This is a genomic window from Pseudoclavibacter sp. JSM 162008 (assembly GCF_041366455.1).
Lineage (GTDB): Bacteria > Actinomycetota > Actinomycetes > Actinomycetales > Microbacteriaceae > Pseudoclavibacter.
The window spans coordinates 49,776-73,198 of the sequence record NZ_JBEWYX010000003.1; the positions used below are offsets into that span (position 1 = coordinate 49,776).

19 protein-coding genes and 1 other RNA gene are annotated in these 23,423 nt (G+C 66.8%); 12 read left to right on the forward strand and 8 right to left on the reverse strand.

What is annotated here, in order from left to right; translation table 11 throughout:
- Positions 1 to 65 precede the first annotated feature (65 nt).
- The 3 genes from ABVF28_RS03040 to sucB all read left to right on the forward strand — a co-directional run bounded on the left by ABVF28_RS03040 (position 66) and on the right by sucB (position 4,541).
- Positions 66 to 1,532: a leucyl aminopeptidase gene (locus tag ABVF28_RS03040; protein WP_371029442.1), complete on the forward strand. Its 1,467-nt coding sequence runs from the start codon at positions 66 to 68 to the stop codon at positions 1,530 to 1,532.
- A 91-nt stretch (positions 1,533 to 1,623) separates the two neighbouring features.
- Positions 1,624 to 3,024 carry a dihydrolipoyl dehydrogenase gene (lpdA, locus tag ABVF28_RS03045; RefSeq protein WP_218854935.1) on the forward strand — a complete coding sequence of 467 codons (1,401 nt, stop codon included), beginning with the start codon at positions 1,624 to 1,626 and terminating at the stop codon, positions 3,022 to 3,024.
- Between the two features lie 32 nt (positions 3,025 to 3,056).
- Positions 3,057 to 4,541: a 2-oxoglutarate dehydrogenase, E2 component, dihydrolipoamide succinyltransferase gene (gene sucB, locus ABVF28_RS03050; protein WP_371029443.1), complete on the forward strand. Its 1,485-nt coding sequence runs from the start codon at positions 3,057 to 3,059 to the stop codon at positions 4,539 to 4,541.
- 18 nt (positions 4,542 to 4,559) lie between these two features.
- Here the strand turns inward: sucB and ABVF28_RS03055 are convergent, their stop codons facing one another.
- Positions 4,560 to 6,233: a hypothetical protein gene (locus ABVF28_RS03055; RefSeq protein WP_371029444.1), complete on the reverse strand. Its 1,674-nt coding sequence runs from the start codon at positions 6,231 to 6,233 to the stop codon at positions 4,560 to 4,562.
- Between the two features lie 116 nt (positions 6,234 to 6,349).
- Between ABVF28_RS03055 and ABVF28_RS03060 the strand changes: the two genes are divergently transcribed.
- Positions 6,350 to 7,069, forward strand: coding sequence for a DUF4191 domain-containing protein (locus ABVF28_RS03060; protein ID WP_104312033.1), 720 nt, complete (start codon positions 6,350 to 6,352; stop codon positions 7,067 to 7,069).
- A 36-nt stretch (positions 7,070 to 7,105) separates the two neighbouring features.
- Here the strand turns inward: ABVF28_RS03060 and ABVF28_RS03065 are convergent, their stop codons facing one another.
- Entirely contained in the window at positions 7,106 to 7,531 is a 426-nt protein-coding gene (locus ABVF28_RS03065; protein ID WP_179556644.1) for an RDD family protein, read from the reverse strand.
- Between the two features lie 167 nt (positions 7,532 to 7,698).
- On the opposite strand from ABVF28_RS03065, the gene glnA reads away from it, so the two are divergent.
- Together glnA and ABVF28_RS03075 are read left to right on the forward strand one after the other, a co-directional pair.
- Complete coding sequence (glnA, locus tag ABVF28_RS03070) at positions 7,699 to 9,123, forward strand: type I glutamate--ammonia ligase (protein ID WP_104312035.1); 1,425 nt, start codon at positions 7,699 to 7,701, stop codon at positions 9,121 to 9,123.
- 131 nt (positions 9,124 to 9,254) lie between these two features.
- Positions 9,255 to 9,581, forward strand: coding sequence for a hypothetical protein (locus tag ABVF28_RS03075; protein ID WP_179556643.1), 327 nt, complete (start codon positions 9,255 to 9,257; stop codon positions 9,579 to 9,581).
- 52 nt (positions 9,582 to 9,633) lie between these two features.
- Here the strand turns inward: ABVF28_RS03075 and ABVF28_RS03080 are convergent, their stop codons facing one another.
- The gene (locus tag ABVF28_RS03080) at positions 9,634 to 12,651 is read right to left on the reverse strand and encodes a bifunctional [glutamine synthetase] adenylyltransferase/[glutamine synthetase]-adenylyl-L-tyrosine phosphorylase (protein WP_371029445.1); all 3,018 of its coding nucleotides are present in this window, start codon (positions 12,649 to 12,651) and stop codon (positions 9,634 to 9,636) included.
- A 3-nt stretch (positions 12,652 to 12,654) separates the two neighbouring features.
- A complete protein-coding gene (locus ABVF28_RS03085) occupies positions 12,655 to 13,992 on the reverse strand; it encodes a glutamine synthetase family protein (protein WP_104253347.1) in 1,338 nt (445 codons plus the stop codon).
- A gap of 75 nt (positions 13,993 to 14,067) precedes the next feature.
- Between ABVF28_RS03085 and panB the strand changes: the two genes are divergently transcribed.
- On the forward strand, positions 14,068 to 14,895 hold the full coding sequence (gene panB, locus ABVF28_RS03090; RefSeq protein ID WP_371029446.1) for a 3-methyl-2-oxobutanoate hydroxymethyltransferase: 828 nt from the start codon (positions 14,068 to 14,070) through the stop codon (positions 14,893 to 14,895).
- Positions 14,896 to 14,924: 29 nt separating this feature from the next.
- Here the strand turns inward: panB and ABVF28_RS03095 are convergent, their stop codons facing one another.
- Entirely contained in the window at positions 14,925 to 15,113 is a 189-nt protein-coding gene (locus ABVF28_RS03095) for a hypothetical protein (RefSeq protein ID WP_104312039.1), read from the reverse strand.
- Between the two features lie 12 nt (positions 15,114 to 15,125).
- Between ABVF28_RS03095 and map the strand changes: the two genes are divergently transcribed.
- Together map and ppgK are read left to right on the forward strand one after the other, a co-directional pair.
- On the forward strand, positions 15,126 to 15,998 hold the full coding sequence (gene map / locus ABVF28_RS03100) for a type I methionyl aminopeptidase (protein WP_371029447.1): 873 nt from the start codon (positions 15,126 to 15,128) through the stop codon (positions 15,996 to 15,998).
- Between the two features lie 51 nt (positions 15,999 to 16,049).
- Positions 16,050 to 16,832: a polyphosphate--glucose phosphotransferase gene (gene ppgK / locus ABVF28_RS03105; RefSeq protein WP_179556638.1), complete on the forward strand. Its 783-nt coding sequence runs from the start codon at positions 16,050 to 16,052 to the stop codon at positions 16,830 to 16,832.
- A 67-nt stretch (positions 16,833 to 16,899) separates the two neighbouring features.
- Here ppgK and rnpB read toward each other — a convergent pair.
- Positions 16,900 to 17,288: RNase P RNA component class A (gene rnpB / locus ABVF28_RS03110), an RNA gene on the reverse strand.
- A 324-nt stretch (positions 17,289 to 17,612) separates the two neighbouring features.
- Between rnpB and ABVF28_RS03115 the strand changes: the two genes are divergently transcribed.
- The 3 genes from ABVF28_RS03115 to ABVF28_RS03125 all read left to right on the forward strand — a co-directional run bounded on the left by ABVF28_RS03115 (position 17,613) and on the right by ABVF28_RS03125 (position 21,131).
- On the forward strand, positions 17,613 to 18,929 hold the full coding sequence (locus tag ABVF28_RS03115) for an ABC transporter substrate-binding protein (RefSeq protein ID WP_371029448.1): 1,317 nt from the start codon (positions 17,613 to 17,615) through the stop codon (positions 18,927 to 18,929).
- A gap of 112 nt (positions 18,930 to 19,041) precedes the next feature.
- Positions 19,042 to 20,172, forward strand: coding sequence for a carbohydrate ABC transporter permease (locus ABVF28_RS03120; protein ID WP_179556637.1), 1,131 nt, complete (start codon positions 19,042 to 19,044; stop codon positions 20,170 to 20,172).
- On the forward strand, positions 20,169 to 21,131 hold the full coding sequence (locus ABVF28_RS03125) for a carbohydrate ABC transporter permease (RefSeq protein WP_104312043.1): 963 nt from the start codon (positions 20,169 to 20,171) through the stop codon (positions 21,129 to 21,131). Before ABVF28_RS03120 ends, ABVF28_RS03125 begins: the two co-directional genes overlap by 4 nt.
- 214 nt (positions 21,132 to 21,345) lie before the next feature.
- Here ABVF28_RS03125 and ABVF28_RS03130 read toward each other — a convergent pair whose 3' ends face one another.
- Positions 21,346 to 22,497, reverse strand: a complete 1,152-nt coding sequence (locus tag ABVF28_RS03130) for an ABC transporter ATP-binding protein (protein WP_104253354.1) — start codon at positions 22,495 to 22,497, stop codon at positions 21,346 to 21,348.
- Between the two features lie 149 nt (positions 22,498 to 22,646).
- A complete protein-coding gene (locus ABVF28_RS03135; protein ID WP_104312044.1) occupies positions 22,647 to 23,381 on the reverse strand; it encodes a zinc ribbon domain-containing protein in 735 nt (244 codons plus the stop codon).
- Positions 23,382 to 23,423 lie beyond the last annotated feature (42 nt).

Genomic DNA, 23,423 nt, shown 5'->3' on the forward strand with positions numbered 1-23,423 from the left:
GGCGTTCGCGCTTGGCGCACGAGCCCGCCCGCCTGGCCCCTCGGGCCCGCAATAGGCTTGCGTGCATGACGCACGCCATCCTGGAACTCGCCGAATCCGCCCCCGATGCACACCTCCTGGTGCTTCCCGTACTCCGACTCGATGACGCTCTGACGATCTCGGCTCCCCCCGGGCTCCCGGACCTGGAGCCGTCTCTCGAGGCGACCGGGTTCCGCGGGAAGAGCGGCGAGACGCAGAAGATCGCGATTCAGCACGAGGGCGGGGTGCGTGCCGCCATCGCGCTCGGGCTCGGCGACGGCAGCGACGAGGAGCAGGCGCGACGCGCGGGAGGGGCTCTCGCTCGTGCCGTGGGGACATCCGCGATCGCGATCGACGCGGATGCGCTCGAGCCGGCGATCCGACAGGCGGTCCTGCTCGGAGCGCTGCTCGCGAGCTATCGCTTCACCGCCTATAAGTCGGAGCTCGACGACGACGCGCTCACGACGATCACGGTCGTCACGGGTGACCGTGACCGCGCTGCTGCAGAGAACACGCGTGCCGCCACGCTCGCGAACGCCGTCGCTCTCGTCCAGGACGCCGTCAACACGCCGCCGAACGACCTCCCGCCCGCCGCGCTGGCCGACCTCGCGCTCCGAGTCGCCGACGAGAACGGCCTCGAGTCCCGTGTCTGGGACGAGCAGCAGCTCCGTGACGGTGGGTTCGGCGGCCTCACGGCCGTCGGCCAGGGGTCTTCGCGCGGCCCCCGCCTCGTCCGCCTCGCCTACCGCCCCGAAGGAGCGGAACTGCACATCGCGCTCGTGGGCAAGGGAATCACCTTCGACACCGGCGGCCTGTCGCTCAAGCCCGCCGCCTCCATGGTCGGGATGAAGTTCGACATGGCCGGCGCCGCAACCATCGTCGGAGTCCTCCAGGCGGCCGCCGAGCTCGGCATCAAGGTCGCCGTCACCGGGTGGCTGTGCATCGCGGAGAACATGCCGTCGAGCACGGCCACACGTCCAGATGACGTCGTGACGATCTACGGGGGCAAGACCGTCGAGATCACCAACACCGATGCCGAAGGACGCATCGTGATGGCCGATGGCATCGCAGCTGCGAGCGAGGAGCACCCCGACCTCATCATCGACATCGCGACGCTCACGGGCGCCCAGGTCGTCGCACTCGGCGACCGCACCACCGCGGTCATGGGCAACGACGACGCGTGGATCCGCAGCGTCGTCGACGCGTCGCGCTCCGTCGGCGAGCCCTCGTGGGCGATGCCGATCCCCGAGGAGGTCGGCGACACCCTGAAGTCGCCCGTCGCGGATCTCGCGAACATGCGCTCCGGCAACCGCTCGGCAGGGATGCTCGTGGCCGCGGCGTTCCTCGAGCGATTCGTCGGCGACCGGGCTGACGGAAACGGGGCCCTCCCCTGGGTGCACCTCGACATCGCAGGCCCGTCCAACAACGAGTCGGCGGCGTACGGCTACGTGCCCAAGGGCGCAACCGGGGTGATGGTCCGCACGCTCATCGCGTTGCTCGAGTCACGGGCCTGAGCTGGTTATTCCTGCCAGTTCGACGCGTGTAGGCTTCCCTGAGGGGTAATTTCGCCGCGCGTGGCGACCACAGACCGGCCGCCGCTTCTCTATGAATTCCATTGAGGGAGTTTTCCGGGTGTCAGAACACAATTTCGACCTCGTCGTCCTTGGCGGAGGAAGTGCGGGATACGCCGCAGCTATCCGCGCCGTTCAGCTGGGCTCAACCGTCGCTCTCGTTGAGAAGGACAAGCTCGGAGGCACGTGCCTCCACCGTGGCTGCGTGCCTACGAAGGCCATGCTCCACGCTGCAGAGCTTGCAGACAACGCACACGAAGCCGCATCCGTCGGCGTGCTGACCGAATTCCAGGGCGTCGACATCGAGAAGGTCAACGCCTTCCGCGAGGGCATCGTCGCCAGCAAGTTCAAGGGCCTGCAGGGCCTCCTGAAGGCCAAGGGCGTCACCGTCTTCCAGGGCGAGGGGAAGCTCGTCTCGCCCACGAGCGTCCAGGTCGGCGACGACACCCTCACGGGCAAGAACGTCGTCCTCGCGACCGGCTCCTTCTCGCGATCGCTTCCGGGCCTCGAGATCTCGGGCAACGTCATCACGAGCGAGCAGGCGCTCGAGCTCAACTGGCTCCCGAACCGCGTCGTCATCCTCGGTGGCGGCGTCATCGGCCTCGAGTTCGCCAGCGTCTGGCGCTCCTTCGGTGTCGAGGTGACGATCGTCGAGGGCCTCAAGCACCTCGCGCCCGCCGAGGAGGAATCGGTCTCCAAGCAGCTCGAGCGGGCGTACAAGAAGCGCGGCATCGACTTCAAGCTCGGTGTCCGCTTCAAGGGCGTCACGCAGGACGACTACGGCGTGCACGTCGAGCTCGAGTCCGGTGACGTGCTCGACGCAGATCTGCTCCTCGTGGCGGTCGGCCGCGGCCCCGTCACGGCCGGTATCGGCCTTGAGGAGGTCGGCGTCACGACCGACCGCGGATTCGTCCCGGTGGATGAGACGCTCCAGACCAACGTGCCCGGCGTCTACGCGATCGGTGACATCGTTCCCGGCCTCCAGCTCGCGCACCGCAGCTACCAGCACGGCATCTTCGTCGCCGAGCAGATCGCGGGTCTCAACCCCGTTCAGGTCGAGGACATCAACATCCCTAAGATCACGTACTCCGACCCGGAGATCGCCTCCGTCGGCTACTCCGAGGTCAAGGCCAAGGAGAAGTTCGGCGACGACGCGATCTCCACCGCCGAGTACAACCTCGCGGGCAACGCGAAGAGCTCGATCCTCGGCACGAGCGGAACGGTCAAGCTCGTCCGCGTCAACGACGGCCCGATCGTCGGCGTCCACATGATCGGTGGCCGCGTCGGCGAGCTCGTCAGCGAAGCTCAGCTCATCGTCAACTGGGAGGCCTACCCAGAGGACGTCGCACACCTCATCCACGCCCACCCGACGCAGGGTGAGACGATCGGCGAAGCAGCCCGTCTGCTCGCCGGTGTCCCGCTGCACGCCCTCTGACCCGCCAGAACCACTCAAGGAGAACCAACATCATGAGCGAAGACGTAACGCTCCCGGCACTCGGCGAGAGTGTCACAGAAGGAACCGTCACCCGTTGGCTGAAGAGCGTCGGCGACACCGTCGAGGTCGACGAGCCGCTGCTCGAGGTCTCGACTGACAAGGTCGACACCGAGATCCCGTCGCCGATCGCCGGCGTCCTCGAGGAGATCCTCGTCGGAGAAGACGAGACCGTCGAGGTCGGCGCTGTCCTCGCTCGCCTCGGTGATGGCTCGGGCGCAGCCTCGTCCGACGACAGCGCCCCGGCTGAAGAAGAAGCAGCAACGGCGGAGCCAGAGGTTGAGGAGGTGGCGGAAGCCACCTCGCAGCCCGCCGCGGCTCCTGAGACCGAAGAGGCACCCGCCGAGAAGGAAGACGAAGGCTACGCCGAGCCTGCTCCCGAGAAGGAGACGACGTCCGAGGCTCCCGCCAAGGAGGCGGCGACGCCCGCAGCGCAGACCGCGCAGCAGTCGGCATCCGCTCCGAAGCCGCCGGCGCAGCCCAAGCAGCCGTCGCAGCCCAAGCAGGGCGGCGAGTCGGCATCGGCCGCCTCGAGTTCCGACCCGCGCTACGTGACGCCGCTCGTGCGCAAGCTCGCGGCTGACGCAGGCGTCGACCTCACGAAGGTCCAGGGCACGGGCGTCGGCGGACGTATCCGCAAGGAAGACGTCGTCGCCTTCGCCGAGTCGAGCAAGAGCGCAGCCCCCGCGCAGGCAGCTTCGGCTGGCACGCCGGGCGAGCCGACTCCGTTCGAGGTCTCCGAGCTGCGTGGCACGACCGCGAAGATGTCGCGTCTCCGCAAGGTCGTCGCCGAGCGCGCCGTCGCATCGATGAACTCGACGGCTCAGCTCACGACGGTCGTCGAGGTCGACGTGACTCGCATCGCGCAGCTGCGCGATCGCGTCAAGGGCGACTTCCACTCGAAGACGGGCAACAAGCTCTCGTTCCTGCCGTTCTTCACGCTGGCAGCGGCCGAGGCTCTGCAGAGCTTCCCGATCATCAACTCCACGGTCGACGGTGACTCCATCGTCTACCCGGAGTCCGAGAACATCGCCATGGCGGTCGACACGGAGCGCGGACTGCTCACGCCGGTTATCAAGAAGGCGTCGGAGCTCGACATCGCGGGTCTCGCAGGTCAGATCGCTGACCTCGCGGAGCGCACGCGTGACAACAAGCTGCTCCCCGATGAGCTTGCCGGTGGCACGTTCACCGTCACGAACACGGGCTCGCGTGGCGCGCTGTTCGACACGCCCGTCGTGTTCCTCCCGCAGAGCGCGATCCTCGGTACCGGGATCGTCGCGAAGCGTCCCGCGGTCGTCAAGACGGCCGATGGGCAGGAGTCGATCGCGATTCGCTCGCTCGTCTTCCTCGCGCTGAGCTACGACCACCGCATCATCGACGGTGCGGACGCGGCTCGTTTCCTCTCGCAGATCAAGAACCGCCTCGAAGAGGGCGCGTTCGAGGGCAACCTCGGGATCTAGCAGCGCTCCTCGAGGGGCTCACGCCACTCGAACATCGCGTAGACGCCATCCGGCCTCCCCACGAGCGATCGTGAGGGAGGCCGGTGGCGTTTCCGCCGTCTGCACCGCGTTCTGGGGCCACAGTTCCACGACCGCGAAATCTCCAAAGCGATCGCGGAGCGTCGCCACTGGGAGGCCAACAAGCTCGTCCTCGGCCCCTGCGGGTCGGTTGAGGTCGGCAGGGAGTCCCGGCGCGTCGCTCTGATAAACCTCCTCGAGGCAGCCGGCGGCCGCCGTGGCGAGGCATTCGGTCCGTCGTCCCACGAGCGCCGCAGCAGCCGCGGCAGGATCATCGCTCGCAGCCGCGGTTCGCCAGTCTGGCACTTCCTCCGTCGGTGCCGGCTGTTCGGGAGGTGCGGCCATCTGCGCTTCGGGGGAGGCTTCTCCGTGAGGCTGCTGCGTATGCCAGCTCGCAGCCGGAGCGGCGCTGCCACCGCTCGCGCTCCCAGCGTCCGCTCCCCCGCTGCGACTGCCGACCACTCCCACGAACACCGCGCACAGGCACATGACCAGCGCGGCCACCGCCGCGACTCGGTAGGGCATCCGGATGGCCGACAGGAGTGGCACCCTCGAGCCGGAACGTCGTCGCGACCGCCGTTCATGTCTGCTGGCGGCCTCGCGCGACAACTGGGCGTCGCGCCCCCTGGCGGCGAACGGACGTCGGAGTCCATCGATGTCCCCCCGGTGAACGACATCCGCTGACCGGGCTTGGCTCGGGTCCTCCCCATCGAGAAGCGTCGGACCAGCGACTCGGCCCACGGTGCCATCCGCGGACGGGGCCATGACGGGACTGCCCGCGGCAGGCCCCGGCGCCTGCTCGGCCAGCACCGCACGCCAGGGCCCCGGCTCACCTGCCGCCGGGTCCTGGATGTCCGTGGCGTCCTGCCACGTGAACAGGGCGTCGAGGAGTCGCGCACCGAGCCCCTCATCCACCTCCCCCGACAGGCAGCGATCGAATTCCCGCTCCAGCGCGGCGGGCAGCTCCGTCTCCGTCGGCAGCTGCGCCAGCACGAGATCCGCGAGAGACTCGAAGGATCGCCAGTCTCGGAGAGCACCGGCGTGCGGACGGCCCTTCTGCTCGAGACGAGTCAGCAGCTGCCAGTTCTTGAGCACCGGTCGCCCGGCCAGGGTCAGGCGGACGTCGTCGCACCCGAACGTGCCCATCGCCACGCCGTGCTCGTGGAGCTCGACGAGGGTCTCCGCGATGGGAGCGAGGATCGTCACGATCTCGCCGGCCGTGAGGGGGTGAGGCCGGTCGAGCAGTTCCTCCACACTCGACCCAGGGGTGGCCTCGAGGACGGCCACCGCCTGCCGCTGCTCGGTCTGACCGATATCCCGGAGCGCAGGAGCACTCGGCGCATCGATCTCCTCGAGCAGCACGCACACCTCAGAGAGCGTGAGTCCCTGGCCGGCTGATGCCTCTACGACAAGCTCGACGGCCTCCGTGGGCACGGGAGCGGTCGCTTGCCGGCGCGATCGCGATGCGCTCGCCAGCCAGTCGTCCTCTTCCAACGCCGCCCGCTCCCGCGCCACAGCCAGGTAGCGGTGCCAGGGGCCGTCGCTGGACAGCACGTCGACGACCCGCCAACCCGCGATATCGAGGTAGGTGGGAGCCGGGCTGCGGTCGGTTCTGCGCTGATCTCTGGCTTGCACACGAAGATCCTGACGCCCCGTTCGGGACCGGAGCGGACGAGCTTCATCGTCTGTGGAGAAGTCGTCACGAGTCCGAATGTGAATACGGGGTGAAGTGCCGGTATTCTGGATGCACTATGGCGAACTCTCCACAAGCCAGCGCAGCAGCGGAAAAAGAGCCGGGTCGCTTCAAGCAGATCTGGCAAGTCCTCAAGATGACGGTCAAGTACGACAAGACCGCACCTTGGATCATGGCCGCTGCCGTGCTCGTCCCCCTGATCATCGCAGCGCTCGTAAGCATCTTCCTCCCCGGGTCGAACGCGCTCATCTGGATCCTCACGATGATCCTCGGCCTCATGGTCGGTGTGCTCCTCTTCATGTTCACGCTGAACTGGCGGGCCGAACGCGTTGCGTTCGGGCAGCTCGAAGGCCGTGCGGGTGCCGCCGGCCAGGTGCTCACAAGCGCCCTGCGCGGAACGTGGCAGACGAGCGAGATGCCCGTCGCGTTCAACGCGAAGACGCAGGACGCGGTCTACCGCGCCATCGGCAAGCCCGGCGTCGTGATTCTCACCGAGGGCAGCAAGGCCGGCACGAAGCGGCTGCTCGACGACGAGCGCCGCAAGACGGCTCGCATCCTGCCGAACGTGCCGATCCACCACTTCCACGTGGGCACCGGCGCCGACGACGTGAAGCTCGTGAAGATCCGGAAGACGCTCAACAAGCTCCCGAAGAAGCTCACCAAGCCAGAGATCGTCGCCGTGACGAGCCGCTTGAAGGCCCTCGGCAGCAACGCGCTCCCTATCCCCAAGGGCATCGACCCGATGCGGATGCGCTCCTCGCGTTCGCAGATGCGCTGATCTGCAGCATGCCCGCCACAGACTCGCCCTGCTGCTCTACACGAGCCGCAGGGCGAGTCTCGTCATAATGTCGTGGCCGCCGCGCTGGTCGCTGTCCCACACGAGCATGGGGAGCACGAGCGTCACCAGCAGCTGGCGGAGCAGGGGTCGAAGGTAGCCGGGCGCTGAGCCGTCGAGGCGCGTGACGCGCATCCGGAACACCAGGTGCCCGAGGGAGCCGCCGAACAGCATGATGCCGACGGTCGTCATCGCGAAGAAGAGCAGCAGGATCGCGATCGAGTCGTACTCGAAGAACACGAATGCAAGACCCGCGGCGGCCGCGTAGTCGATGATGAGCGCTGGCACGCGGCGGCGCATCGGCGCCATGCTGCCACGCCCTTCTTCCGGATACCCGAGGCGGTAGCCCGGGTAGCGGTTGTTCTCCGGACGTGCGAACTCCGGGCTGCTTGACTGTGCGGGCATCCGAAAAGCTTACCGTCGGAGCGAGGCAGAGAGCGGGCCGCTGACGGCGCACTATCACGCTCTGCGTAACGTGCGCGAAACATAACAGTGACCACGGGGCAACAGCGAGTGGTTAGCTTGTGACAGGACCCCGTCCGCCAACACCTTCGACACGACCCGGAGAAGCCATGTTCAAAGAACCGTCTGAAGTCCTCGCCTATATCACCGACAACGATGTCAAGTTCCTCGACATCCGCTTCACCGACCTCCCCGGTGTGCAGCAGCACTTCAACATCCCCGCGTCGACCGTCGATGAGGAGTTCTTCTCCGTCGGCCAGCTCTTCGATGGCTCCTCGATCCGCGGTTTCGCGTCGATCCACGAGTCGGACATGCAGCTCATCCCCGACGTCACGACGGCGTACCTCGACCCGTTCCGCGAGGCGAAGACCCTGATCATGGTCTTCGACATCTACAACCCCCGCACGGGTGAGATCTACCACCGCGACCCCCGCCAGGTCGCGAAGAAGGCTGTCGACTACCTGTCCTCGACGGGAATCGCCGACACCGCGTTCTTCGCTCCCGAGGCAGAGTTCTACATCTTTGACGACGTGCGCTACTCCGTGACGTCGAACCAGAGCTTCTACTCGGTCGACTCCGAAGAGGGCGCCTGGAACTCGGGCCGCGAAGAAGAGGGCGGCAACCTCGGCAACAAGACGCCGTTCAAGGGCGGATACTTCCCCGTCTCCCCCGTCGACAAGACGGCTGACCTGCGTGACGACATCACGCTCAAGCTCATCGAAGCCGGCTTCATCCTCGAGCGCTCGCACCACGAGGTGGGCACGGGTGGCCAGCAGGAGATCAACTACCGCTTCGACACGATGGTCAGCGCCGCTGACGACATCCTGAAGTTCAAGTACATCGTCAAGAACACGGCCGAGCAGTGGGGCAAGTCGGCCACGTTCATGCCGAAGCCGCTCTACAACGACAACGGCTCGGGAATGCACACGCACCAGTCGCTGTGGAAGGACGGCGAGCCGCTCTTCTACGACGAGGCCGGCTACGGCTCGCTCTCCGACACGGCTCGTTGGTACATCGGCGGACTGCTCGCGCACGCCAACTCGCTCGCCGCGTTCACGAACCCGACCACGAACTCCTACCACCGCCTGGTGAAGGGCTTCGAAGCCCCCATCAACCTCGTCTACTCGGCGGGCAACCGCTCGGCTGCGATCCGCATCCCGATCACGGGCTCCAACCCGAAGGCGAAGCGCATCGAGTTCCGCGCACCGGATGCTTCAGCCAACCCGTACCTCGCGTTCGCCGCCCAGCTCATGGCTGGCCTCGACGGCATCCAGAACCGCATCGAGCCGCACGAGCCCGTCGACAAGGACCTCTACGAGCTTCCCCCGGAGGAGGCGAAGAGCATTCCCCAGCTCGCGACCTCGCTGCCCGAGGCGCTCGCAGCGCTCGAGGCTGACCACGAGTACCTGACGAAGGGCAACGTCTTCACGCCAGAGCTCATCGAGAACTGGATCAACTACAAGACGGTCAACGAGGTGCAGCCGCTCGCGCAGCGCCCGCACCCGTACGAGTTCGAGCTCTACTACGGCGTCTAGCCTGTAGCGCAGTTCCGCACCCGGCCCGTCTCGCTCCTGCGAGGCGGGCCGGTTCCGTTCGCGTCCGGAGCGGGTGGCGGTGTCTCTGTCTCCACTCAGGCTGGCGCCCGAGGACGTGGCAAGCTGGACGGATGGATGACGAAGAGCTTCGCGCGCAAGCCCTGGCCGCCATCGACCACCACAAGCGCCTCGCGGCGAGCATCCACGCGGCGGCCGTCCGCCGCCTGTCGTCCGAGCCGCAGAGCGAGGACTGGCAGCGGCACAATGCCGACGTGGATCGCTGCATCGACGAGCTCCTCGCCCACGAGTTCACCACCGCGAAGTCTGCGTTGCAGGCGCTCGCCGCCCACGAGGCGCAGCACGCCGTCGGCATCGGCCGTCAATCCGGGCTCGATGCCGTCCTGATCGCGGACAGCCTCGAGCGGGCGATTCTCGACCAGCAGGCCGCAGGGTCCTAGACCCGTTCCACGGAGTCCCGGCCGGTCCGCGCGTGACGGTCTCGCGTCGGCGCTACTCCCCGTAGAAGCGTCGCTCGAACACGCGCCGTGCGCGGCGCGTCTCACCCAAGTAGTCGTCCTCCAGCAGCGGACCCGAGCCAGGGGCGTAGCCGAGCGCCCGCGCGACGGCGTCGAGCGTCGGACCGTCCTGCGGGAGGAGGTCCGACTGCTTGTTCGTGGCCAGGTACAGCGCCGAACGCACGCGAGACGCCAAGAGCCATGCGTCCTTGAGCTGATTGGCCTCAGCGAGGGTCAGCAGCTCCGCCCCCTGGGCGGCGTCGAGGGTCTCGAGGGTCGACGTCGTGCGAAGCGGCGCGGTATGCATCGCGTGCTGCAGCTGCAGGGTCTGCGCGAGCCACTCGACGTCGCTCAGGGATCCGCGGCCCAGCTTCAGGTGGCGTTTCGGGTCAGCTCCCTGCGGAAGCCGCTCGTTCTCCACGCGCGCCTTGATCCGGCGCACCTCACGCAGTCCGTCCTCGGAGAGCTCCTTGCCGTAGCGCACATCGTCGACCAGGTCCATGAAACGGTCGCGCACGTTCGCGTCGCCGACCACATCGTGGGCGCGGAGCAGCGCCTGCGTCTCCCACCCGAGCGACCACCGCGCGTAGTAGCTGCGGTAGGCCGACAGGGAACGCACGAGCGGGCCCGACTTGCCCTCGGGCCGGAGACCCGCATCAAGGTCGATCGGCATCCGCGGGTCCGCCGTGAACTCGACGATGCGGTGCACGAGCGCCAGGGCTCGTCGGCTCGCGAGGTCCGGGTTGGAGAAGTCACCGGGCTCGAACACGTAGAGCACGTCGAGGTCCGAGCCGAAACCGAGCTCGCGGCCGCCGTAGCGGCCCATGGCGATGATCGCGAATGGCGGATACTCGACCTTGTCGATGCGACGGACCGCGTCGTACGCGCCCTGCAGGGTCGCCGTCGCGATGTCCGAGAGGCCGGCCCCCGTCTGCTTGATGTCGATGAGGCTCAGCAGCCCGCCGATCGCCAGACGGAGCACCTCTCGGCGGCGGAACGTGCGCAGAGCACGCCGGAGGGCCACCTCGTCGTCGTGACGACGGATCGTCGTCGCGACCTCGTCGAGCAACGCGTTGAGTGAGCGCGGCTTCAGCTGCGCGTCATCGTCAAGCCACTTGACGGCCTCCGGGTAGAGCTCGAAGAACTCCGCTGCGAACTTGGAACCCGAGAGCAGCTGGGTCAGCCGTTTCGCAGCGGCCGAGCTGTCGCGAAGCAGCCGCAGATACCAGGCGGTGTCGCCGAGACGCTCGGAGAGCTTCCGGAAGGCGAGGAACCCGCTGTCCGGGTCGCTCCCCTGCGAGAACCAGTCGATGAGCACCGGGAGCAGCGTGCGCTGCATGATGGCCCGCCGGGAGACGCCCTTCACGAGGGCGGTGATGTGCGCGAGCGCACCCTTGGGGTCGAGGAAGCCGATCGCGCGCAGTCGGGCCTCGGCCTGGTCGGAGCTGAGCGCGAAGCCAGCCGTCGGCAGGGCGGCGACCGCAGAGAGCAGCGGCCGGTAGAAGACCTTCTCGTGCAGGCCCCTGACCCGCAGCTTCACCCGCTGCCACTCGTCCGTGAGCTCTCGGGAGTTCGCGAAGCTGGCGGAGCGCGCGAGCACGGCACGCTCGATGTCGCTGGTCGGCATGAGGTGCGTGCGTCGGAGCGCTCGCAGCTGGATACGGTGCTCGAGCAGCCTCAGGAACTCGTAGTCCGAGGAGAACTGGTTCGCGTCATCCCGCCCGATGTACCCGCCCTCGCTGAGCGCTTCGAGGGCCGCGAGCGTCGAGCGCTCTCGGACGCTCTCATCGTGCTGCCCGTGCACGAGCTGGAGCAGCTGCACCGTGAACTCGATGTCTCGCAGACCGCCCGGGCCGAGCTTGAGCTGCAGGTCGACCTCCTCGGCGGGGATGTGGTCGGTCACGCGCTCACGCATGGCGCGCACCTGCTTGACGAAGTCGGCCCGGCTCGCACTCGCCCAGATCAGCGGTTCAACTCTGCGCTCGAAGTCCGAGCCGAGGCGCAGGTCACCCGCCATGGCCCGTGACTTGATGAGGGCCTGGAACTCCCAGTTCTTCGCCCAGCGCTCGTAGTACTTGGCGTACGAGTCGATGGTCCGGACCAGCGCGCCGTCCTTGCCCTCCGGGCGGAGATTCGCGTCCACTTCCCACAGGGCCGGCTCGACGTCGGTGGAATCGATGACGCGCATCGTGAGGCTCGCGAGCCGTGTCCCGATCTCGACGGCCTTCGGCACGGCGACCTGTTCGGGGTCTGACGACTCGGCGACGAACATGATGTCCACGTCGCTGATGTAGTTGAGCTCTTCCGCGCCCGCCTTGCCCATGCCGATGACTGCGAGGCGGACGCACTCGACCTGCTCGGCGGGGAAGCGACCGAAACCGCTCGGCGGCGACTGCGCCTCAGCTCGCGCGACCATGATGGCTGCATCCAGCGTCTCTCCGGCGAGGTCGGCGAGGGCGCGGCTCACCTCTCGAACGCACCCGCGTTGATCGTCCTGGGCGAGGTCGAACGCGGTGATGCGCGCCAGTTCGGTGCGGTAGCGGACGCGGAGCGAGCGAATCGCATCGGACCCGGTCACCTGCGCCACCGCCATGCCGAAGCCGCCGTCGGCGTCTGCACGTTCGGCGTCCACGCCCACGCTCGCCGCCATGCGACGCTGCAGCTCCTCACGAGTCGGCAGCTCCGCCTCGCCCGACTGCACGACCTCCATCGTGCGCGGATGCCGGAGGAAGAACTCGGCGAGACCAGTCGATGCGCCGAGAAGGCGCACCACCGTCTTCGCGTTGGGCCGCTCGGCGAACAGCGAGTCCACCGCGCTCGGGTGCTGCCTGGCGAGGTACACGAGCCACTGCAGCGCCTGGTCCGGGTCTGCGACGCGCTCGTCGACGACCGAGAAGAGGTCGTCCGCGCGCACGCCCGTGAGCTCGGTCAGTTCCGCGAGGTGCGGCTCGGCCTCGCTCGGCGCGGCGAAACCAGCCCTCGCGAGGCGCGTGCGCAGTCCGTCGGAGCGCACGGCTTACAAGGCGTGCAGGTTCGAGGCCAGCTCGAACGGGGTGACCTGAGCGCGGTACTGCTTCCACTCGGCGCGCTTGTTCGCGAGGAAGTACGCGAACACCTGCTCGCCGAGCGTCTCGGCCACGAGTTCCGAGTTCTCCATAATGGAGATGGCCTCGTTGAGGCTCGAGGGCAGCGGGTCGAAGCCGAGCACACTGCGCTCGCGAGGCGACATCTCCCAGATGTCGCCTTCGATCTCGGCGGGAAGCTCGTACTCCTCCGAGACGCCCTTGAGCCCGGCGGAGAGCAGGACCGCGTACGCGAGGTACGGGTTCGCCGCCGAGTCGATGCCGCGGTACTCGACACGCGCCGAGCCGCCCTTGTTGGGCTTGTAGGTCGGGATGCGCACGAGCGCCGAGCTGTTGTTGTGGCCCCAGCAGGCGTAACTGGGGGCTTCGTCTCCACCCCAGATGCGCTTGTAGGAGTTCACGAACTGGTTCGTCACGGCCGTGATCTCCGGTGCGTGCTTGAGGAGACCCGCGACGAAGTGCCTGCCGATCTTCGAGAGCTGGTACTCGGCGCCCGGCTCGTGGAAGACGTTCGTGTCACCCTCGAACAGCGAGACGTGCGTGTGCATGCCGCTGCCAGGGTGCTGCCACATGGGCTTCGGCATGAACGTCGCGTACACGCCCTGCTCGATGGCCACCTCCTTGACGACCGTGCGGAACGTCATGACGTTGTCGGCCGTGTTGAGCGCGTCGGAGAAGCGGAGGTCGATCTCGTTCTGCCCGGGGCCAGCCTCATGGTGGCTGTACTCCACCGAGATGCCGAGGTCTTCCAGGATGCGGACGGCGCGACGACGGAAGTCGTGCGCGGTGCCACCGGGGACGTTGTCGAAGTAGCCGGCGTTGTCGGCGGGCACGGGCTCGCCGTTGAGCGCCTCATCCGACTTCAGCAGGTAGAACTCGATCTCGGGGTGCACGTAGAACGTGAAGCCCTGCGCCGAGGCCACGTCGAGCGCGCGGCGGAGGACCCGACGGGGGTCGGTCACGGAGGGCTGGCCATCCGGCGTCGAGATGTCGCAGAACATGCGCGCCGTCGGGTCGATGTCCCCACGCCACGGCAGCATCTGGAAGGTCGATGGGTCCGGGTGGAGGAGCATGTCCGCCTCGGAGCGCCTCGTGAAGCCCTCGACGGCGGAGCCGTCGAGCCCGATGCCCTCATTGAAGGCACCCTCGACTTCCGCCGGTGCGATAGCCACGGACTTCAATGTTCCGAGAACATCCGTGAACCACAGGCGGATGAACTTGATCCCGCGCTCCTCGATCTGGCGGAGTACGAAGTCCTGCTGCTTGTCCACTCGGGCTCCAATTCTTGTTGTGCGCCTCCCCATAGGCTACTGGGCCTGAGCCCGCCCCGCCGTATGATGGCCTGCATGTCTCAGGCCAGTGCACCGAAGCGAGTCCGAATTCGACACTTCCAGGCGGCCAAGGCCGCTGGTGAGCGCATCACCGCGCTCACCAGCTACGACGCCATGACCGCTGCGGTGTTTGACGAAGCCGGCATCGACGTCCTTCTCGTCGGCGATTCTGCGGCGACGACCGTGCTCGGCGAGACGTCCACGCTTCCTGTCACGGTCGACGAGCTGATTCCCATGGCGCGCTCCGTCGCGCGCGGCGTGTCGCGAGCCCTCGTCGTCGCAGATCTCCCGTTCGGCAGCTACGAGCGCGGACCGGAGCAGGCGCTGGACACGGCGGTCCGCTTCATGAAGGAAGCAGGCGTGCAGGCGGTGAAGCTCGAGGGCGGCGTGCGATCGCACGCGACCATCAAGCGCATCGTGGAGGCGGGCATCCCGGTCATGGCGCACATCGGCTACACGCCCCAGAGCGAGCATGGTCTCGGCGGGCACGTCGTGCAGGGCCGGGGCGACGCCGCTGAGCGCGTGCGCGCGGACGCACGAGCCGTGCAGGATGCTGGCGCCTTCAGCGTCGTGCTCGAGATGGTGCCGGCCGTGCTCGCCGCCGAGATCACGCGAGAACTCGAGATCCCCACCATCGGCATCGGCGCCGGTGCCGAGTGCGACGGGCAGATCCTCGTCTGGACTGACGCGATGGGCCTCGGCACCGGGCGCGTTCCGCGATTCGTCCGCAAGTACGCGGACCTTCGCACGACGCTGCTCGATGCGGCCTCCGCGTACCGCGACGAGGTCAAGTCCGGCGCGTTCCCCTCTGCCGCCGAGAGCTTCGAAGACCAGACCAGCTAGCCCCGTCGACCAACCGACGGAGGTGTGAGTCAGCGGTCCTCGTCGGCTTCCTCCTCAGCCCAGGCCTTGGCGCGCTCCTGAAGCTTCTCGGGGGCGCGCCTGGCCTCCGCCTCGGAGGTGAACGGGCCGACGAGCTCGGAGCCGAGGGACTGCTTTCCGACCTCCACCTCTCCCGTGCGCGAGTTGTACCAGAATTCCTGTGCATGCGTATCGGTCATAGGCTCAAGCGTATGCCGAAAGACCCGAGAACCGGACTCCTCACGCCCGGCCCAAGCGCACCAGTCCGATCCGTTCCCTCCTCGATCGCACGCCCGCCGTACGTCGGCAAGCAGGCACCGGACGCGTGGACCGGTGGTGACGTGTACACACCGGACGAGGTTGCACGCATCGCTCGAGCATCGGCCATCGCCGCCGACGCGCTCCAGCACCTGGAGCAGCACGTCGTACCTGGCATCACGACGGACGAGCTCGACAGCATCGCCCACGATTTCGTGACGGCCCGCGGCGCCTACCCATCGACGCTGGGCTACCGCGGGTTCCCGAAGGCGAGCTGCACTTCGCTCAACGAAGTCATCTGCCACGGGATCCCCGACGACACGCGGCTCGAATCGGGCGATATCCTCAACGTCGACATCACCGCCTACTTCGAGGGGATGCACGGCGACACGAACCGCATGTACCTCGTCGGTGAGGTGGATGAAGAGTCGCGGCTGCTCGTCGAGCGAACCCACGAGGCCATGATGCGCGGTATCGCCGCCGCGAAGCCGGGTCGCCAGGTCAACATCATCGGCCGAGTCATCGAGAAGTACGCGGGCCGGTTCGGCTACGGGGTCGTCCGGGACTACACGGGTCACGGGGTCGGCGGGGCCTTCCGCTCCGGCCTCATCATCCCGCACTACGACGCTCCCCAGTACACGACCGTGATCGAAGAGGGCATGGTCTTCACGGTCGAGCCGATGCTCACGCTCGGAACGTCGGACTGGCGTCTCTGGGATGACGGATGGACGGTCGTGACCGCCGACGGGTCCCGCTGCGCGCAGTGGGAGCACACCGTCGTGGTGACCGCCGACGGTGCGCGCCTGCTCACGGTTCCCACCGCCTGACGCCCACGGCACAGAAGGGCCAGGGCCTGCGCGCCCGATATGCTCGCAGGCATGGGGAAGAGCAGAGCCACGAAGGCCATCGGCATCGACATCGGCGGGACCGGCATCAAGGGAGCGCTTGTCGACCTGCGAACGGGAGAGCTGCTCTCCAAGCGGCGGAAGGTCCCGACGCCGGTCGGTGGGGACCCCCGCGAGGTCATCGACGCGACCATGGAGATCGTCCGGAAGATCTGGGCGAAGGACCTCGACGGCGACACCGACGTGCCGGTCGGCATCAGCGTTCCTGCGATCGTCAAGCACGGCGTGACCCGATCCGCCGCCAACATCTCACCGCTGTGGATCAACTTCGCGGCACGCGCGGCGTTCTCGGAAGCTGTGGGCCGCGAGGTCGCACTCGCCAACGACGCGGATGCGGCCGGCATCGCCGAGGTTCGATTCGGTGTCGCGCACGGCAGGCTCGACAGCGTCATCATGACCACGCTCGGCACCGGCATCGGCACGGCGATGTTCTACGGCGGCCACCTGTTCCCGAACTCAGAGCTCGGCCACATCAGCATCGGCGAGCACAGCGACTACGAGAAGTACGCCTCGTCGAAGGTTCGGGAGCGCGAGGAGCTTTCGTTCGCGGAGTGGGGCGCCCGCCTCACCCCCTACTACCGCCAGCTCGAAGCGCTGTTCTCCCCCGACGTGTTCATCGTCTCCGGGGGCATCTCGAAGCAGGCCGATGAGTTCCTCCACTACATCGATGTGGAGACGCCGATCGTTGTCGCAGAGTTCATGAACAACGCCGGGATCGTCGGATCCGCGTGCCTTGCGGCAGAGCACTGGGTGTAGGGCTGCTCTCCACGACACGAGGCCGGGGGCGACGCGTCGCCCCCGGCCTCCTGTCTCCAAGCTGAGGTGAGCAGGCCGACCGATACGCCGGGTTCTGTCCCGACTTGCGTCGGGGGCGGCCATCTCTCTCGCTCGCACGTTGCCGCGCGAATCTAGCGGCCTACCCGGGGACTCGGCGAGCAGCGTCGTCATCCCCTGTATGGCCTTGCTCCGGACGAGGTTTACCGTGCGGCACCTGTCACCAGGCACCCGGTGGGCTCTTACCCCACCCTTTCACCCTTACCCCTGCGTCCCGGAGGACGTCCCGCTCCTCGAAGGAAGCGGCGGCGGGGCGGTCTGCTTTCTGTGGCACTGTCTCGCGGGTTTCCCCGGGTGGGCGTTACCCACCGTCCTGCTCTGTGGAGCCCGGACGTTCCTCGGCATGGTCTCCCATGACGCGACCGCCTGGTCGACCTACTCACGTGCCATGCTACCGCCCTGGACGTGCCTGCGAACCGTCGCGACGCCGCGGCACTCGCAAGCGAGCTGGCATCGTCGTGTCAGACAACAAATTCGGCGCAGGCCGAGGCACTTCCCACCGCGCGGGACATCGCTTGATAACGACTTAGTGAACGGCGTGGATGAACTCATATGTTCGTGTACGCTCCAAAAGCGCACGGCATTTCCACACGCAGATCTCTGGAATGCTGTGCACGAACCGCCGCGTTCTCGCAGCGAATCCGGGCAATGACGGCCCGTAACGGCGGTTCACTCGCAGTCAAGGACTTAAGGAGGAGTTCAATGACAACATTCACGAAGCGGCGCGCCGCAACAGCGGTTGCCGCACTCGCAGTCGCCGGTCTGGGTCTGACCGCCTGTTCAGGCGGACCCGGCGTGCAGGACAACGCAGGTGCCCCCAGTGACAACAAGGTCACGATCTACGGCACCATCGTTGACGCCGAAGCAGAACTCCTCGAGGAGTCCTGGTCCGGCTGGGCGGAGGAGAACGGCATCGAGATCGTCTACGAGGGCTCCAAGGAGTTCGAGACGCAGATCTCCGTGCGCGCACAGGGTGGCACGCCGCCCGATGTCGCGATCTTCCCGCAGCCTGGCCTCATGGGCGACCTCGCCAGCACGGGACTGCTCAACGAAGCACCCGAGGGCGTCGTTAGCAACCTCGAAGAGCACTGGTCCGAGGACTGGAAGACGTACTCGTCCTACGACGGCACCGTCTACGGCGCACCGCTCATGGCGAACCTCAAGGGCTTCGTCTGGTACTCCCCCAAGTTCTTCAAGGACAACGGCTACGAGGTCCCGAAGACGTGGGAAGAGCTCGTCACGCTGACGGGTGAGATCCAGGGCAAGACGGGAACCGCGCCCTGGTGCGCGGGCTTCGGCTCCGACGCGGCAACCGGCTGGCCCGGCACCGACTGGATCGAAGACCTCGTCATCCGCATGCACGGACCCGAGGTGTACGACCAGTGGGTCGCCAACGAGATCCCCTTCACCGACGAGCGCATCCAGGCGTCGTTCGAAGAGGCAGGCAAGATCCTCACGAACCCCGACTACGTCAACGCAGGTTTCGGTGACGTTCGCTCCATCAACTCGACGGCATTCGGCGACGTGGCCCCCAAGCTCGTCGACGGCACGTGCGCACTGCACCACCAGGCTTCCTTCTACGACGGCTTCATCACCGAGGCCGGCGGCACCGTGGGTGAGGACGGCGACGTCTGGGCCTTCATGACGCCCCCCGCAGAGGGCAAGGAGCAGGCTGTCACCGGTGGCGGCGAGATCGTCGGATCGTTCAACTCGGACGAGGACACAGTCAAGGTGCTCGAATACCTCTCCAGCCCGGAGTGGGCGAACAGCCGCGTCGCACTCGGCGGCGTGATCAGCGCGAACACGGGTCTCGACCCTGCCAACGCGAAGAGCCCGATCCTGCAGGAGTCCATCCAGATCCTTCAGGACCCCGAGACGACCTTCCGCTTCGACGGCTCTGACCTCATGCCGTCGGCAGTGGGCGCAGGTACGTTCTGGAAGGGCATCATCGACTGGATCAACGGCACGGACGTCAACACCGTGACGACCCAGATCGAATCCGGCTGGCCCTCCAGCTAAGCACTCGTGTGGAGCACCCGGCGTCCGCCGGGTGCTCCACACGAGTTCCACCGCACGGACGACGTCGTCCCCCGCGAACGAACGTGCTTGTCTGCCACCCTGGAAGGTCACCATGGCAAGTTTCTTCACGTGGTTGGCTCAATTGCCACCATTTCTGCAAGTCCCGATCGTCATCATCGCGTTCCTCGCGGTGGTCGCGCTCATCGTCTACTTCGTCGAGCTCGCTCCTCGTCCCGGCACCAAGTACACGGTGCTCCGTCTCGTGGTCTGCATCGCAGTCCCGGTCGCGCTCGTCTTCATCCTCGGCACCTACACGTGGGCGGCCATCATCGCCATCGTGCTCGGCGCGCTCCTCTTCTGGCTCGACAGCCGGTCGCGTGAAGGCGCCGGCTACCTGATCGGTCTCATCGGCTTCTTCGGCCCAGCCCTGATCCTCGTCGTCGTCGGCCTCATCGTGCCGAGCATCCAGACGACCGGGCAGGCGTTCACGAACAAGGCCGGTGACTTCGTCGGCCTCGAGAACTTCATCTGGATCTTCACGCAGCCGAGCGGCCTCCGGACGGTCTTCAACACGATCATCTGGGTCGTCGTGACGCCGATCCTGTCGACGGTCGCGGGCCTCGCCTACGCGGTCTTCATCGACAAGTCGCGCGGCGAGAAGTTCCTGAAGGCGCTCGTCTTCATGCCAATGGCCATCTCGTTCGTCGGCGCGTCGATCATCTTCCGGTTCATGTACACGGCACGGCCCGCAGACCAGGACCAGATCGGCCTCCTCAACCAGATCCTCGTCTGGTTCGGCGGACAGCCGTACGACTTCCTGGCCGAGTCGCCGCTCAACACGTTCTTCCTCATCATCGTCCTGATCTGGGTGCAGACCGGTTTCGCCATGGTCGTGCTGTCAGCGGCCATCAAGGGCGTGCCGATGGACCAGATCGAGGCCGCCTCGCTCGACGGCGCCAACCCGTGGCAGCGTTTCATCAACGTCACGGTTCCCGGCATCCGCTCGTCGCTCGTCGTCGTCGTGACGACGATCTCCATCGCGTCGCTGAAGGTCTTCGACATTGTTCGCACGATGACCGCAGGCGCCAACGACACGAGCGTCATCGCCAACGAGATGTACACGCAGTTCAAGACCTTCGAGACCGGACGATCGGCCGCCTTCGCGGTCGTGCTGTTCATCCTCGTGCTGCCGATCATCATCTACAACGCGAACCAGATGAAGAAGCAGAGGGAGATCCGATGAGCGCCATCGTTCCAGTCGAACTTCCCGTCGACACCAAGACGGCGGAGCAGCTTGCGCGAGGCGAGCAGAGCACAAGCGGCAAGGTCAAGAAGAATCTCACCAGTCGATGGGCGACCGTCGCGGCGATCGCCATCGCCGTCATCTGGACCATCCCGACGTTCGGGCTCTTCGTCTCCTCGTTCCGCCCCAAGGCGGAGGTCGTCAGCACCGGTTGGTGGACGATCTTCGAGAACTGGGGCTTCACCTTCGACAACTACGTCGAAGTGCTCGCATCGGGCAACACGCAGCTGACGATGGCGCAGGCCTTCCTCAACTCGATCGTGATCGCCCTCCCCGCGACGGTCATCCCGCTCGCGATCGCGCTGCTCGCCGCCTACGGGTTCGCCTGGATGGACTTCAAGGGCAAGAACTGGCTGTTCATCCTGGTCTTCGCACTGCAGGTCGTGCCCATCCAGATGGCGCTCGTCCCGCTCCTGCAGCTCTTCGCTCGCGGCGAGATCTTCGGCGTCCCCGTCATCGCGGCGTTCGGCGCCGACGCCGGATTCGCGCAGGTATGGATCGCCCACTCGATCTTCGCCATGCCGCTCGCGATCTTCCTGCTGCACAACTTCATCGCAGAGATTCCGCGTGAGGTCATCGAAGCGGCCCGGGTCGACGGCGCGAGCCACGGCCAGATCTTCTTCCGCATCATCGTCCCGCTGACGCTGCCCGCAGTGGCCTCGTTCGGCATCTTCCAGTTCCTCTGGGTCTGGAACGACCTGCTCGTCGCGCTCGTGTTCGCCGACGGTGCGGTCGCCCCGATGACGAAGCTGCTCGCCGAGATCACGGGCTCCCGCGGTCAGGAATGGCCGCTGCTCACAGCCGGCGCGTTCCTGTCCATCCTGGTTCCGCTCATCGTGTTCTTCTCGCTGCAGCGATACTTCGTCCGCGGCCTCCTGGCTGGATCCACAAAGGGGTAGAACCCCGCCGGCACATCACGTGCCAGCAACACCGAGGAGGGGGAGCCGCGAGGCTCCCCCTCCTTCGTGTGCGGCGCGCGTCTCCGCGCTGCATCCGAACCGCGGGGAGGACCGCGGCGCAGGGAGACGGCGGCGCGCAGGTGGATACGGACAGCAGAACGCCCTCCGCAGATCGCGAGATCTGCGGAGGGCGTTCCGTGCTTTCGAAGGAGTGCTAGCTGGTAGCCGCGCCGCTCGCGAGAGCGTCGTTCGCCTCCTGGAGGCGGATGGCCTCCGTGAGCGCACCGCTGATGCGCTGCTCCGTCTCCGGGTCGAAGATGTGGATGTGGTCGTTGTCGGTCGTGACGTAGATCGTCTCGCCGACCTCGGGGTGGCTGCGACCGTCGACGCGAGCGACGATGTCCGTGCGCTTCCCGTCGATCATCGAGTGGCCGTAGAGGTAGCCCTCGGCGCCGAGCTCCTCGACCAGGTCGACCTCGACCTTGAGGCCGGGCTTCTCTTCACGCGAGATGATGATGTCGTCCGGGCGAACGCCGACGGTCGCGGTGCCCGACTTGAGCTTCGCCAGCGTCGCGCGCTCGAGCGGGATGACGTCGGTGCCGAAGCGGACGCCCTCGGAGGTCAGGTCGGCACCGAAGATGTTCATCGACGGGCTGCCGATGAAGCCGGCGACGAAGACGTTCTTCGGCTTCGCGTAGAGCTCACGCGGTGTGCCGACCTGCTGCAGCACGCCGTCCTTGAGCACGGCGATGCGGTCGCCCATCGTGAGCGCCTCGGTCTGGTCGTGCGTGACGTAGACCGTCGTGACGCCGAGACGGCGGGTGAGGCTCGCGATCTGCGTGCGCGTCTGCACGCGCAGCTTCGCGTCGAGGTTCGAGAGCGGCTCATCCATGAGGAAGACCTGGGGGCTGCGGACGATGGCGCGGCCCATGGCGACGCGCTGACGCTGGCCACCCGAGAGCGCCTTCGGCTTGCGGTCGAGGTAGGGCTCGAGGTCGAGGATCTTGGCGGCCTCGAGGACGCGCTTCGCACGCTCTTCCTTGTTGATGCCGGCGATCTTGAGCGCGAAGCCCATGTTCTCGCCGACGGTCATGTGCGGGTAGAGCGCATAGCTCTGGAACACCATGGCGATGTCGCGGTCCTTGGGAGGGAGGTGCGTGACGTCGCGGTCGCCGATGAGAATGCGTCCGCGGTTCACCTCTTCGAGGCCTGCGAGCATGCGGAGCGATGTCGACTTGCCGCAGCCGGACGGGCCGACGAGGACGAGGAACTCTCCGTCGTCGATCTCGAGGTCCAAGCTGTCGACCGCTGGGCGAGCGCCCTCGGTGTAGATGCGCGAGGCGCTTTCAAAGGTCACAGTTGCCATAGGAGTACTCCCTCATTACCGGCAGGTACGTGCCGGACGATCCGTGGTAATAGGTGAGGAGCAACGATGCGTTTCACTTCAAGCGACGCCGTCGGCGCTCCACCACTGAGTATGTCAGAACTCAACGGCGGGCGCGCGACTTGTTCGAGTCAGAGCGAGGATTTCTCCGTGCGCACGAGGATCGCACCGGAATCCGGGCAGATCACGACGTCATCCGGCGCGGCGCGGCGGATCTTCTCGAGCTCCGGCCGATCGAGCGCGACGTTCGTGCCGGTCGTGATGATGCCGATGAGCTCGGCCGCGCCGACCCCGTACCGCTCCCGCTGCTTCTCGTAGAGCGCCACGAGATCGCTCGGGAGCGTGGCAAGCACGCTCTCCCGCTGTTCGGCGAGCACTCGATACTCGCCTTTCAAGTTGTCGCGGGCGGCATCCCGCAGCACGGTGAGCTCGGTCGCGCGTTCCTCGACTCCGCGCTGCGACTCGAGCGCTGCCTGGTGAGCGGCGGTCTGCTCTTCGACGCGCTGCATGACCTCGAGTTCGCCGTCCTCGAGGATCGAGCGACGACGCTGGAGCACCTCGATCTCGCGCTGCAGCGCCTCGATGTCCTTGCGGCTCGATGCGCCCTGCAGGCGCTCGTCGTCTCGTTTGAGACGCGCCTCCACAGTCGCCACATCCGACTCGATCTTGCTGAGCTCACTCCGGGAATCCTCGAGCTGGCCCAGCAACCGCACGACCTCCGCGCGATGCTGCGTCCGTTCCTCATCGAGGGCGTTCAGGTGATGCTGCTCCGGCAGATTCTTCGCGACGTGCTGCACCCGTCGACGCTTCGTGTCGACGTCGGCGAGTTCGAGCAGACGCCGCTGGTCCGCCTCGCTGGCCTTCATGCCTGGCCCGTGTTCATGTCTTGGATGACGTTCATAGTGCTC

Bases quoted from the DNA above. Each gene is read 5' to 3' on its own strand.
- sucB (WP_371029443.1), top strand. From the start codon at position 3,057: ATGAGCGAAGACGTAACGCTCCCGGCACTCGGCGAGAGTGTCACAGAA.
- map (WP_371029447.1), top strand. From the start codon at position 15,126: ATGCCGAAAGACCCGAGAACCGGACTCCTCACGCCCGGCCCAAGCGCA.
- glnA (WP_104312035.1), top strand. From the start codon at position 7,699: ATGTTCAAAGAACCGTCTGAAGTCCTCGCCTATATCACCGACAACGAT.
- ABVF28_RS03130 (WP_104253354.1), bottom strand. From the start codon at position 22,497: ATGGCAACTGTGACCTTTGAAAGCGCCTCGCGCATCTACACCGAGGGC.
- ABVF28_RS03040 (WP_371029442.1), top strand. From the start codon at position 66: ATGACGCACGCCATCCTGGAACTCGCCGAATCCGCCCCCGATGCACAC.
- ABVF28_RS03075 (WP_179556643.1), top strand. From the start codon at position 9,255: ATGGATGACGAAGAGCTTCGCGCGCAAGCCCTGGCCGCCATCGACCAC.
- panB (WP_371029446.1), top strand. From the start codon at position 14,068: ATGTCTCAGGCCAGTGCACCGAAGCGAGTCCGAATTCGACACTTCCAG.
- ABVF28_RS03120 (WP_179556637.1), top strand. From the start codon at position 19,042: ATGGCAAGTTTCTTCACGTGGTTGGCTCAATTGCCACCATTTCTGCAA.
- lpdA (WP_218854935.1), top strand. From the start codon at position 1,624: ATGAATTCCATTGAGGGAGTTTTCCGGGTGTCAGAACACAATTTCGAC.
- ABVF28_RS03095 (WP_104312039.1), bottom strand. From the start codon at position 15,113: ATGACCGATACGCATGCACAGGAATTCTGGTACAACTCGCGCACGGGA.
- ABVF28_RS03125 (WP_104312043.1), top strand. From the start codon at position 20,169: ATGAGCGCCATCGTTCCAGTCGAACTTCCCGTCGACACCAAGACGGCG.
- ABVF28_RS03115 (WP_371029448.1), top strand. From the start codon at position 17,613: ATGACAACATTCACGAAGCGGCGCGCCGCAACAGCGGTTGCCGCACTC.
- ABVF28_RS03060 (WP_104312033.1), top strand. From the start codon at position 6,350: ATGGCGAACTCTCCACAAGCCAGCGCAGCAGCGGAAAAAGAGCCGGGT.
- ppgK (WP_179556638.1), top strand. From the start codon at position 16,050: ATGGGGAAGAGCAGAGCCACGAAGGCCATCGGCATCGACATCGGCGGG.
- ABVF28_RS03135 (WP_104312044.1), bottom strand. From the start codon at position 23,381: ATGAAGGCCAGCGAGGCGGACCAGCGGCGTCTGCTCGAACTCGCCGAC.
- ABVF28_RS03065 (WP_179556644.1), bottom strand. From the start codon at position 7,531: ATGCCCGCACAGTCAAGCAGCCCGGAGTTCGCACGTCCGGAGAACAAC.